Source organism: Escherichia sp. E2748 (assembly GCF_005781125.1).
Lineage (GTDB): Bacteria > Pseudomonadota > Gammaproteobacteria > Enterobacterales > Enterobacteriaceae > Escherichia.
Window position 1 is genome coordinate 913,481 of sequence record NZ_VATP01000001.1, and the last position, 10,978, is coordinate 924,458.

Consider the following 10,978-nt stretch of genomic DNA (forward strand, 5'->3'; position numbering starts at 1 on the left):
AATCTGATCGAATGAGCATCGCGCTTAAAAAATAGCCACAACAACAGAAGAATGACTGAACTGGCTGAATTGTATAAGTTAATTTAATGTTAACCGGTGGCTGGCGTCGGTGAAATCTCATGTTTTACCTGATTATCAAAGACAATTATCGCCCATTATCCTGTGTTCTATGGTGTTTATCCCGCTATCAAGGCTGAATCGTTAATATTTTGCGAGTTCACGCCGAAATACTGATTTTTGACGCTAGATCACAGGCATTATTTTCAGTACGTTATAGGCGTTTGTTACTAATTTATTTTAACGGAGTAACATTTAGCTCGTACATGAGCGGCTTGTGTATCAAAAACACAGGCAAACCATCATCAATAAAACCGATGGAAGGGAATATCATGCGAATTGGCATACCAAGAGAACGGTTAACCAATGAAACCCGTGTTGCAGCAACGCCGAAAACAGTGGAGCAGTTGCTGAAACTAGGTTTTACCGTCGCGGTAGAGAGCGGCGCAGGTCAACTGGCTAGTTTTGACGATAAAGCGTTTGTGCAAGCGGGCGCCGAAATTGTAGAAGGGAATAACGTCTGGCAGTCAGAGATCATTCTGAAGGTCAATGCGCCGTTAGATGATGAAATTGCGTTACTAAATCCGGGAACCACGCTGGTAAGCTTCATCTGGCCCGCGCAGAATCCGGAGTTAATGCAAAAACTCGCGGAGCGTAACGTGACGGTGATGGCGATGGACTCTGTACCACGTATCTCACGTGCTCAATCGCTTGATGCGTTAAGTTCGATGGCGAACATCGCTGGTTATCGCGCCATTGTTGAAGCGGCTCATGAGTTTGGGCGTTTCTTTACCGGGCAAATCACTGCAGCAGGTAAAGTGCCGCCAGCAAAAGTGATGGTGATTGGTGCGGGTGTTGCAGGTCTGGCCGCCATTGGCGCAGCAAACAGCCTCGGCGCAATTGTGCGTGCATTCGATACCCGCCCGGAAGTGAAAGAACAGGTTCAAAGTATGGGGGCGGAATTCCTCGAGCTGGATTTTAAAGAGGAAGCCGGTAGCGGCGATGGTTACGCCAAAGTGATGTCGGAAGCGTTCATCAAAGCAGAAATGGAACTCTTTGCCGCCCAGGCAAAAGAGGTCGATATCATTGTGACCACCGCGCTTATTCCAGGCAAACCAGCACCGAAACTGATTACCCGTGAAATGGTTGATTCTATGAAGTCGGGTAGTGTGATTGTCGACCTGGCAGCCCAAAACGGTGGTAACTGTGAATACACCGTGCCGGGTGAAATCTTCACCACGGAGAATGGTGTCAAAGTGATTGGCTACACCGATCTTCCTGGTCGCCTGCCGACGCAATCCTCACAGCTTTACGGCACCAACCTTGTCAATCTGCTGAAACTGTTGTGCAAAGAGAAAGACGGCAATATCACGGTTGATTTTGATGATGTGGTGATTCGCGGCGTGACCGTGATCCGTTCTGGCGAAATTACCTGGCCGGCGCCGCCGATTCAGGTTTCTGTCCAACCGCAGGCAGCACAGAAGGCGGCACCTGATGTTAAAACCGAAGAAAAATGTGCCTGCTCACCGTGGCGTAAATATGCGCTGATGGCGCTGGCAATCATCCTTTTCGGCTGGTTGGCAAGCGTAGCACCGAAAGAATTCCTCGGACACTTTACCGTTTTCGCGCTGGCCTGCGTCGTAGGTTATTACGTGGTGTGGAATGTCTCCCACGCGTTGCATACGCCGCTGATGTCGGTTACTAACGCGATTTCAGGGATTATTGTTGTCGGAGCTCTATTGCAGATTGGCCAGGGCGGCTGGGTTAGCTTCCTTAGTTTTATCGCGGTGCTTATCGCCAGCATTAATATTTTCGGTGGCTTTACCGTGACTCAGCGCATGCTGAAAATGTTTCGCAAAAACTAAGGGGTAACATATGTCTGGAGGATTAGTTACAGCTGCATACATTGTTGCCGCGATCCTGTTTATCTTCAGTCTGGCCGGGCTTTCTAAACATGAAACGTCTCGCCGTGGTAACAACTTCGGTATCGCCGGGATGGCGATTGCGTTAATTGCAACTGTCTTCGGGCCGGATACTGGCAATGTTGGCTGGATCCTGGTTGCGATGGTCATTGGTGGCGCGATTGGTATCCGTCTGGCGAAGAAAGTCGAAATGACTGAAATGCCGGAACTGGTGGCGATCCTGCATAGCTTCGTGGGGCTGGCGGCGGTGCTGGTTGGCTTTAACAGCTATCTGCATCATGACGCGGGAATGGCACCGATTCTGGCCAACATTCACCTGACGGAAGTGTTCCTTGGCATCTTTATTGGTGCGGTAACCTTTACCGGTTCGGTTGTGGCGTTCGGTAAGCTGTGCGGAAAGATTTCGTCTAAACCGTTGATGCTGCCAAACCGCCATAAAATGAACCTGGCTGCATTGGTCGTTTCCTTCCTGCTGTTGATGGTGTTTGTTCGTACCGATAGTGTTGGCTTGCAGGTGCTGGCATTGCTGATAATGACCGCTATAGCGCTGGTCTTCGGTTGGCATTTAGTGGCTTCCATCGGTGGCGCTGATATGCCAGTGGTGGTGTCGATGCTGAACTCCTACTCCGGTTGGGCGGCGGCAGCGGCGGGCTTTATGCTCAGTAATGACCTGCTGATTGTGACCGGTGCGTTGGTCGGTTCGTCGGGCGCGATTCTTTCTTACATTATGTGTAAGGCGATGAACCGTTCCTTTATCAGCGTCATTGCGGGCGGTTTCGGCACTGATGGTTCCTCTACCGGCGATGATCAGGAAGTGGGCGAGCACCGCGAAATCACCGCAGAAGAGACGGCGGAGCTGCTGAAAAACTCGCATTCAGTAATCATTACTCCAGGGTACGGCATGGCGGTAGCGCAGGCACAGTATCCGGTCGCAGAAATCACCGAGAAACTGCGTGCGCGCGGTATCAACGTGCGCTTCGGGATTCACCCGGTTGCGGGCCGTTTGCCTGGGCATATGAACGTGTTGCTGGCGGAAGCGAAAGTACCGTATGACATCGTGCTGGAAATGGACGAAATCAACGATGACTTCGCTGATACCGATACCGTACTGGTGATTGGTGCCAACGATACGGTTAACCCGGCGGCACAGGACGATCCAAAGAGCCCGATTGCTGGCATGCCTGTTCTGGAAGTGTGGAAAGCGCAGAACGTGATTGTCTTTAAACGCTCGATGAACACCGGCTATGCTGGCGTGCAAAACCCGCTGTTCTTCAAGGAGAACACCCACATGCTGTTTGGTGACGCCAAAGCCAGCGTGGATGCAATCCTCAAAGCTCTGTAACCTCAACGGCCTCTACGGAGGCCGTCACTCTTTATTGAGATCGCTTAACAGAACGGCGATGCTTTGGCCTCCCGCCGTTTGCTCAAGTGCAATTTTGACAATAATCGTCAACGGCACAGAAAGCAGCATACCTACCGGTCCTAACAACCATCCCCAAAAAATTAATGACAAAAAAACCACCAGTGTGGAAAGTCCTAACCCGCGCCCCATAATGCGTGGTTCCAGAATATTGCCGAAGACCAAATTAATCAGCAGATATCCCGCCAGTACAAGTAACGCCTCGTAGAAACCATTAAACACCAGTACCTGAGCGATAGGGGGAATTGCTGCCAGAACTGAACCAATATTGGGTATGTAATTAAGCGCAAAGGCCAGCAATCCCCAGACAAAAGCAAAGCGAACATCCAGTGCAGCGAGCATCGTCCAGGCGACCAGTCCGGTGATGATGCTGATAGCCGTTTTTAGTACCAGGTAATGCGACACACTGTCAATCGCGCGCTGAATTGCCGCCATTCCTTCAACCGGACGCGCCATCATTTGCTGGAGTTTACCGGGCAGTTGCGGCACTTCGAGCAGCATGAACAACACCGTCAGCAACAATAAAAATATTGACGACATGGCATTAGATAACTGAGTCAGTAAGTTGGTGAGCAACGTCATTGCCGAGTTCGGATCAATGTAATGAGCCAGTTGGTCAACTGAGACATCAATACCCACGCGCTGTAATAAAGGTTCCAGAGCCTGCAACGGTTTTATGATTGAGCTGCGATACTGTGGCAAAGTGCGGGTCAGTTCATTGAGTGTTGAACCGAGATAGGCCAGCATTAACACCATCGCCATCACGATAATGGTCATCAAAATTGACACCGCCAGTACGCGCGGCACTCGCCAGCGAACCATGCGTTGTACCAGAGGATTAAGTATTACCGCGATAAATAGCGAGAGGATAAAGGGGACGATGATATCGGCGGCAAACCGGATACCGCACAGAATAATGACCAGCATTCCCAACATTATGACGATTTTTAGACCATTGAGTGTGATGATCGGCTTTGCCATGCTTATCCCCGTATATTCTTCCTTCGCTAATAATATTTTATTTTTAGCGGCGGCATTATAACGAAAATCAAACCACTCAGGTAAAGAAATGAAAATGTTTTGAGTTAATTCTTAAGCTATGATACAAATCAGACGTGTTCAACTACCGAGGACAATTATCATCCGCGATGACGAGAAGCAACACTGCGGATAATTGTAATTTTATGGACAATTTGTTCAGGACGTTATTTTCTACATTTACCCATCTTCGTACCTCATCCACTATCTTGCTCGCAGGTGAGCAGCACTGGCGCAACGCGCTTTAGTCCTTTCTTCTGCCGAAGCTTGCGCTATGCGCTGGGCTTGACCTCTTTACTTTCGCTGAATTAAGCGAATATTAAAATAATTCTCTTGCAGGAGAAGGGTAATGTATTTTTATTGGATTTTATTAGGTCTGGCTATTGCCACAGAAATTACCGGCACGTTATCTATGAAATGGGCTAGCGTCAGTGATGGAAACAGCGGGTTTATTTTAATGCTGGTGATGATTTCTCTGTCATATATACTTCTCTCTTTCGCCGTTAAAAAAATTGCGTTAGGCGTAGCCTATGCGCTGTGGGAAGGTATCGGTATTTTATTTATTACGCTGTTTAGCGTTCTGTTATTTGATGAAAGTTTATCGCTGATGAAAATTGTCGGGTTAACAACTCTGGTTGCCGGGATTGTCTTGATCAAATCGGGTACACGTAAAGTGCGTAAATCTACGCTGGAGCAGAATCATGGCTCAGTTTGAATGGATTCACGCCGCCTGGTTGGCACTGGCGATAGTGCTGGAAATTATTGCTAACGTATTTTTGAAATTTTCTGATGGCTTTCGCCGTAAAGTCTATGGCTTGTTGTCGCTGGCGGCGGTACTTGCTGCTTTTAGTGCACTATCCCAGGCAGTGAAAGGGATCGACTTGTCAGTGGCGTATGCGCTGTGGGGTGGGTTTGGTATTGTCGCCACATTAGCAGCCGGTTGGGTCCTGTTTGGTCAGCGGTTAAACCGCAAAGGCTGGGTTGGTCTGGTCCTGTTGTTAGCCGGAATGATCATGGTGAAACTCGCCTGATGTTTATGCTGCCCGTATTTTCGGGCAGCATTTAAACGCTATTGCCGGGATAACTCTTCCAGTTTGTCGCGAAAGCCGGTAACAGAGATAGCCCGGTTATCAGCCCGCCAGCGATCCTTAGCCGCAGGCGCCGAACTTTGCACGCCAATCAACTGCCAGCCGTCATCAGTATGCAGCATTAGCGGCGAACCGCTGTCACCCGGCAGGGTATCGCACTGATGCGACATCACCGACGTTTGCGCCCAGCCAGTCACTTCGCAATTTTTATGACTGTACAACGTATCCAGGTGATCCTCGGGATAGCCTGCCTGGGTCACTTTACGACCTGCCGTTTTTAATGCGGCGGTGAGTGCTGCTTTGTCTCCCTCGAAAAGTGGTAAGGGTGTAATGCCAGAAGGCGGATTGCGCAGCACAATCAAACCAAAATCCCACGGCGCGGCAGCAGGCGGGACAATCCAGCCATCTCCATTAGCCTTTAACCGTTTACCTAGTGTCGGATCAACGCGGCCTTCAATGTTGTGGATCTCATAGCGCCATAGCCCCTTATTCGACACAAAACGCAGCGCAATTGCTTTGTCTGGTTTGCCTTTTGGCGGCGTTAATAAACAGTGCCCCGCCGTTAATGCGAGATTGGGCGCAATCAGGGTGGCCGTGCAGAGATTTCCACTGGCAGTCTCCAGTTGCCCAACCGCATCCCACGGAGATTGGGTCGTGTTAATTACTGGCACTCGATCGTCATGACCGAAAAAAAGGGTGCTGACTTCATCATTAGCCGATTCAGGACTGTCAGGTTTATCTGCAAATACCAATGCAGATGTCAAACTAATTGCACCCAGTACTACAGCAATGGTTGTACGCATATCACACTCTGGTGGGTAATTATGATTATTAAAAGCAAACCCTCATAAATACTATAGCCGGGACGGGATTAAAGTGGGAGTGAAATCAGATAACTACGATCAGAAAAGATAAAAGCGAGTGGCAATCAATGCACATAAAATAAGGATGATAAGAATGAACTCAAAGCGATAACGGCCCACCATAGTACCCTCCGCTTAAGGCGGCGCTAAACGTTATCCGTCTAGCGCCGTAATTTTCAGGCGCGAGGGGGCGCGCCATTATTGCTGCTGAAAACTTAAGCTGCTGGTTGGGCTGCTGGTTTTGCAGGTTGCTGATGGCTGTGTTTCTTGGTGTGTTTTTTCGCGGCTTGTGCTTTTTGTTCCGGAGCTTTCTGTTCGGTTTTCGCTTTTTTATGATGCTTTTTAGCCGCCTGCGCTTTTTGGGCAGGTGCTGCTTTATGCTGTTTTTTATGATGCATGGTTTTTGCAGGTGCAGCTTTGGTGGCAGTAGTTGCAGGGGCAGGTGTGGTCGCAGTCTCTGCGGCAAAAGCGGCAGAAGAGAGACTCATCGCAGCGGCAACAACCAGAGCTAATACTTTTTTCATTGTCATACCCTCAATTTGGTTTTTTTATGCAACCCCACTACGGGGCCGATGTAATGACTATATCTCGGGTAATGAGAGGCTTCCGTGAGTGGTTGGTTTCGGCATGTAACGATATGTACAAAGTAAATTGGTAAATAATAACGCGATGTGACTTAAGGTAAATTCCCTACTAATATCAGTAGTCTTGATCGAGTTTACTATTTCTCTGTTCCCAAAACGGTAGAATTACTTTGCATCATCAATAAATGACACACAGTAAATGAATCCGCTAATTTGGGTATTTATTATCCTGATGACATTAGATGCGCTGCGGGAATTGGCTGGCGCTTCGTCTATTTTAGGATGGTTATTAACGTTGAGTTGAGCAGACAATAAGCCCGGGTGGGTATTTTACTCAGCCCGGGCTTATTTTTTCAGGCGTGCAATCGATGGTGCAAACGTGTACCCACTATAATCGCGGCCACCAGCATCGACGCAATAAAGGCGCCAACGCCGTTCCAGCCGTAGTTATGCCAGAAGACCCCACCTAATGTTCCGGCAATACTTGACCCCACGTAGTAACTGAACAGATACAGCGAGGAAGCCTGGCCTTTGGCGCGTTTAGCTCGGGGGCCAATCCAGCTGCTGGCGACCGAGTGAGCAGCAAAGAATCCGGCTGAGAAGAGCAGCATCCCGGCAAAAATCAGCCATATCGAACTGAACAATGTCATTAACAGGCCAACAAGCATGACACCTGTCGAAGACAGCATCACCGGACCGCGTCCGAAGCGGGTGGTCATGGTTCCGGCTTTTGGTGAACTCCAGGTACCGGTCAAATAGACCAGCGATAATAAACCCACCACCGCCTGGCTGACATGCCACGGGGAAAGCATCAAGCGATAGCCAATATAATTAAACAGGGTGACGAATGAGCCCATCAGCAAAAAACCTTCTGCGAATAACAAAGGCAATCCCTGGTCGCGCCAGTGTAGGCGGAAGTTGATAAACAATGTTTTAGGACGCAGTGAGGAAGGGCGGAAATGGCGAGATTCTGGAAGAATTTTCCAGAACATTAACGCCGAGGCCAGTGCGAAACAGCCAATCGCGGCCAGTGCAATTCGCCAGCTGAAGAAATCGGTGAAGACACCGCTAATTAAGCGTCCGCTCATGCCGCCAATCGAGTTACCGCTGATGTACAACCCCATCGAAAAGGCGACAAAACTCGGGTGGATCTCTTCGCTAAGGTAGGTCATGCCCACCGCAGCCACGCCGCTTAATGAAAGGCCAATCAAGGCGCGCATCACCAAAATGCCGTGCCAGCTGGTCATCATCGTCGAAAGTAACGTGCAGATGGAGGCCAATAACAGCGCCGTAACCATCACTGGTTTGCGACCAATGGCATCGGAAAGCGGGCCAGTAAACAGCAATCCGATAGCCAACATTGCCGTTGAAATTGACAGTGAAATACTACTGTTTGCGGGTGTTAAGCCAAACTCCTGTGAAAGAACCGGAAGGATAGGTTGCACACAATAGAGAAGTGCGAAGGTTGCCAGTCCGGCAGAAAAAAGCGCCAGGGTTACGCGCATAAATTGCGGCGTACCGCGTTTGATGAACAGGTTTGGCTGGGAAACGTTTTGCTTGTCAGTGGCGCTTGCCGGAGCGCCATCAACAGTTGTGGAACGACTCACTTGAAATCCTTACTAAATATGCGCGTTGTGTTAGCTCAGGAATAGAGTAGGAAAATCGAATTGTTATGTCTAATATATTAATAGTCTCAAATAATATGTATGAAATATGAATATCGAATTGCGTCACCTACGTTACTTCATCGCTGTTGCAGAAGAATTGCATTTTGGTCGAGCTGCTGCGCGCCTGAATATTTCTCAACCGCCACTAAGCCAACAGATTCAGGCGTTGGAGCAACAAATTGGCGCGCGCCTGCTGGCCAGGACCAATCGAAGCGTCGCGCTCACCGCTGCAGGCAAACAATTTCTTGCCGATAGTCGTCAAATTCTTTCTCTGGTAGACGATGCCGCCGCGCGAGCAGAACGACTGCATCAGGGGGAGGCGGGAGAGTTACGCATTGGTTTTACCTCATCGGCACCATTCATTCGCGCAGTGTCAGATACCTTATCGTTATTTCGCCGCGAATTTCCTGATGTCCATTTGCAGACGCGCGAGATGAATACCCGCGAGCAAATTGCGCCCCTTATCGAAGGGACGCTCGATATGGGACTGTTACGCAATACTTTGCTGCCGGAGACGTTGAACCATGCGGTAATTGTGCATGAACCGCTTATGGCGATGATTCCGCACGATCATCCGTTAGCCGGTAAATCTGTAGTTACGTTGGCGGAACTGGCAAAAGAGCCGTTTGTTTTCTTTGATCCTCACGTTGGGACAGGGCTTTATGATGACATTCTGGGCCTGATGCGACGCTACAATCTTACACCGGTTATTACCCAGGAAGTGGGCGAGGCGATGACCATCATTGGCCTTGTGTCTGCCGGTTTGGGCGTTTCGATTTTGCCCGCCTCATTTAAGCGTGTTCAGCTTAATGAAATGCGTTGGATACCTATTGCTGAAGAAGATGCGGTTTCTGAAATGTGGTTGGTCTGGCCGACGCATCATGAACAAAGTCCGGCAGCGCGAAACTTTCGTATTCAGCTGCTGAATGCTCTCAGGTGAGGTAAAATTCAGCTAAAAAACCCGAAAAGTGTGCTGTTAATCACATGGCTAAGTAAAAATTTGACGGCACGCATTGAAGTGTTTCACCATAGCCTACAGATTATTTCGGAGCGCGAAAATATAGGGAGTATAAGGTGGTTGCAGAAAACCAGCCTGGACATATTGATCAAATAAAGCAGACCAACGCGGGTGCTGTTTATCGCCTGATTGATCAGCTTGGTCCCATTTCGCGTATCGACCTTTCCCGCATGGCGCAACTGGCTCCCGCCAGTATCACCAAAATTGTCCGCGAAATGCTAGAAGCGCATCTGGTGCAAGAGTTAGAAATTAAAGAAGGGGGAAACCGTGGCCGCCCTGCGGTGGGGTTGGTGGTGGAAACAGAAGCCTGGCATTATCTTTCTCTGCGCATCAGTCGTGGTTTAATTTTTCTTGCCCTGCGTGATTTAAGCAGCAAGCTGGTGGTGGAAGAGACACAGGAGCTGGCGCTTCAGGATGAATTGCCTTTGCTGGAACGTATCATTGCGCATATTGATCAGTTTTTTATCCGTCATCAGAAAAAACTCGAGCGCCTGACATCCATCGCCATTACTTTGCCGGGAATTATTGATACGGAAAATGGTATTGTGCACCGGATGCCGTTTTACGAGGATGTGAAAGAGATGCCGCTCGGCGAAGCGCTGGAGCAGCACACAGGTGTACCGGTTTACATTCAGCATGATATTAGTGCATGGACGATGGCCGAGGCATTATTTGGAGCCTCTCGCGGGGCGCGCGATGTGATTCAGGTGGTAATAGATCACAATGTTGGCGCGGGCGTGATTACCGACGGTCACTTGTTACATGCTGGAAGCAGTAGCCTGGTAGAAATTGGTCATACCCAGGTGGATCCGTATGGTAAACGCTGTTATTGCGGTAACCACGGTTGTCTGGAAACCATCGCCAGTGTGGACAGCATCCTCGAACTGGCGCAATTACGTCTAAATCAGTCAATGAGTTCGATGTTGCACGGGCAGCCTTTGAGCGTAGATTCATTATGCCATGCGGCGTTGCAGGGTGACTTGCTGGCAAAGGATATTATCACTGGCGTAGGCGCGCATGTTGGGCGCATTCTGGCCATCATGGTGAATTTATTTAACCCACAAAAAATACTGATTGGCTCGCCGTTAAGCAAAGCGGCAAATATTCTGTTCCCTGTGATTTCTGACAGCATCCGCCAGCAGGCGCTTCCAGCATACAGCCAGCATATTAGCGTTGAGAGCACTCAGTTCACCAATCAGGGGACAATGGCAGGGGCCGCGCTGGTAAAAGATGCGCTATATAATGGATCTTTGCTGATTCGTCTGTTGCAGGGTTAACATTTTTTAACTGTTCTACCAAAATTTGCGCTATCTCAAATTGA

Annotated in this window: 11 protein-coding genes; 6 read left to right on the forward strand and 5 right to left on the reverse strand. The window is 49.2% G+C overall.

Annotated elements, in window-relative coordinates:
- Window positions 1-389 precede the first annotated feature (389 nt).
- Together pntA and pntB are read left to right on the forward strand one after the other, a co-directional pair.
- A complete protein-coding gene (pntA, locus tag FEK42_RS04395; RefSeq protein WP_130219055.1) occupies window positions 390-1,922 on the forward strand; it encodes a Re/Si-specific NAD(P)(+) transhydrogenase subunit alpha in 1,533 nt (510 codons plus the stop codon).
- Window positions 1,923-1,932: 10 nt separating this feature from the next.
- Window positions 1,933-3,321: a Re/Si-specific NAD(P)(+) transhydrogenase subunit beta gene (gene pntB / locus FEK42_RS04400; RefSeq protein ID WP_135492662.1), complete on the forward strand. Its 1,389-nt coding sequence runs from the start codon at window positions 1,933-1,935 to the stop codon at window positions 3,319-3,321.
- A gap of 24 nt (window positions 3,322-3,345) precedes the next feature.
- Here the strand turns inward: pntB and tqsA are convergent, their stop codons facing one another.
- Window positions 3,346-4,380 (reverse strand): AI-2 transporter TqsA, encoded by a 1,035-nt coding sequence (gene tqsA, locus FEK42_RS04405; protein WP_135492661.1) that lies wholly within the window; start codon window positions 4,378-4,380, stop codon window positions 3,346-3,348.
- A 406-nt stretch (window positions 4,381-4,786) separates the two neighbouring features.
- On the opposite strand from tqsA, the gene mdtJ reads away from it, so the two are divergent.
- Window positions 4,787-5,152 carry a multidrug/spermidine efflux SMR transporter subunit MdtJ gene (mdtJ, locus tag FEK42_RS04415; RefSeq protein ID WP_130209307.1) on the forward strand — a complete coding sequence of 122 codons (366 nt, stop codon included), beginning with the start codon at window positions 4,787-4,789 and terminating at the stop codon, window positions 5,150-5,152.
- The gene (gene mdtI, locus FEK42_RS04420) at window positions 5,139-5,468 is read left to right on the forward strand and encodes a multidrug/spermidine efflux SMR transporter subunit MdtI (protein ID WP_130219061.1); all 330 of its coding nucleotides are present in this window, start codon (window positions 5,139-5,141) and stop codon (window positions 5,466-5,468) included. Before mdtJ ends, mdtI begins: the two co-directional genes overlap by 14 nt.
- 38 nt (window positions 5,469-5,506) lie before the next feature.
- Here the strand turns inward: mdtI and FEK42_RS04425 are convergent, their stop codons facing one another.
- From FEK42_RS04425 to FEK42_RS04440, 4 genes are all read right to left on the reverse strand, one after another.
- Window positions 5,507-6,328: a serine protease gene (locus tag FEK42_RS04425; protein ID WP_130209303.1), complete on the reverse strand. Its 822-nt coding sequence runs from the start codon at window positions 6,326-6,328 to the stop codon at window positions 5,507-5,509.
- A 99-nt stretch (window positions 6,329-6,427) separates the two neighbouring features.
- Window positions 6,428-6,511 carry a hypothetical protein gene (locus tag FEK42_RS04430; protein ID WP_000233091.1) on the reverse strand — a complete coding sequence of 28 codons (84 nt, stop codon included), beginning with the start codon at window positions 6,509-6,511 and terminating at the stop codon, window positions 6,428-6,430.
- A gap of 92 nt (window positions 6,512-6,603) precedes the next feature.
- Window positions 6,604-6,912, reverse strand: coding sequence for an acid resistance repetitive basic protein Asr (gene asr, locus FEK42_RS04435; protein ID WP_214678558.1), 309 nt, complete (start codon window positions 6,910-6,912; stop codon window positions 6,604-6,606).
- Window positions 6,913-7,325: 413 nt separating this feature from the next.
- The gene (locus FEK42_RS04440) at window positions 7,326-8,579 is read right to left on the reverse strand and encodes an MFS transporter (protein WP_135492660.1); all 1,254 of its coding nucleotides are present in this window, start codon (window positions 8,577-8,579) and stop codon (window positions 7,326-7,328) included.
- A 106-nt stretch (window positions 8,580-8,685) separates the two neighbouring features.
- Between FEK42_RS04440 and FEK42_RS04445 the strand changes: the two genes are divergently transcribed.
- Window positions 8,686-9,579: a LysR family transcriptional regulator gene (locus FEK42_RS04445; RefSeq protein WP_130209297.1), complete on the forward strand. Its 894-nt coding sequence runs from the start codon at window positions 8,686-8,688 to the stop codon at window positions 9,577-9,579.
- A 134-nt stretch (window positions 9,580-9,713) separates the two neighbouring features.
- Entirely contained in the window at window positions 9,714-10,934 is a 1,221-nt protein-coding gene (mlc, locus tag FEK42_RS04450) for a sugar metabolism global transcriptional regulator Mlc (RefSeq protein ID WP_130209295.1), read from the forward strand.
- Window positions 10,935-10,978: the final 44 nt, after the last annotated feature.

What these genes read in the sequence shown, in the direction of transcription:
- tqsA (WP_135492661.1), bottom strand. Translation starts at nt 4,380, where the DNA reads ATGGCAAAGCCGATCATCACACTCAATGGTCTAAAAATCGTCATAATG.
- FEK42_RS04445 (WP_130209297.1), top strand. Translation starts at nt 8,686, where the DNA reads ATGAATATCGAATTGCGTCACCTACGTTACTTCATCGCTGTTGCAGAA.
- mdtI (WP_130219061.1), top strand. Translation starts at nt 5,139, where the DNA reads ATGGCTCAGTTTGAATGGATTCACGCCGCCTGGTTGGCACTGGCGATA.
- FEK42_RS04425 (WP_130209303.1), bottom strand. Translation starts at nt 6,328, where the DNA reads ATGCGTACAACCATTGCTGTAGTACTGGGTGCAATTAGTTTGACATCT.
- FEK42_RS04430 (WP_000233091.1), bottom strand. Translation starts at nt 6,511, where the DNA reads ATGGTGGGCCGTTATCGCTTTGAGTTCATTCTTATCATCCTTATTTTA.
- pntB (WP_135492662.1), top strand. Translation starts at nt 1,933, where the DNA reads ATGTCTGGAGGATTAGTTACAGCTGCATACATTGTTGCCGCGATCCTG.
- asr (WP_214678558.1), bottom strand. Translation starts at nt 6,912, where the DNA reads ATGAAAAAAGTATTAGCTCTGGTTGTTGCCGCTGCGATGAGTCTCTCT.
- pntA (WP_130219055.1), top strand. Translation starts at nt 390, where the DNA reads ATGCGAATTGGCATACCAAGAGAACGGTTAACCAATGAAACCCGTGTT.
- mdtJ (WP_130209307.1), top strand. Translation starts at nt 4,787, where the DNA reads ATGTATTTTTATTGGATTTTATTAGGTCTGGCTATTGCCACAGAAATT.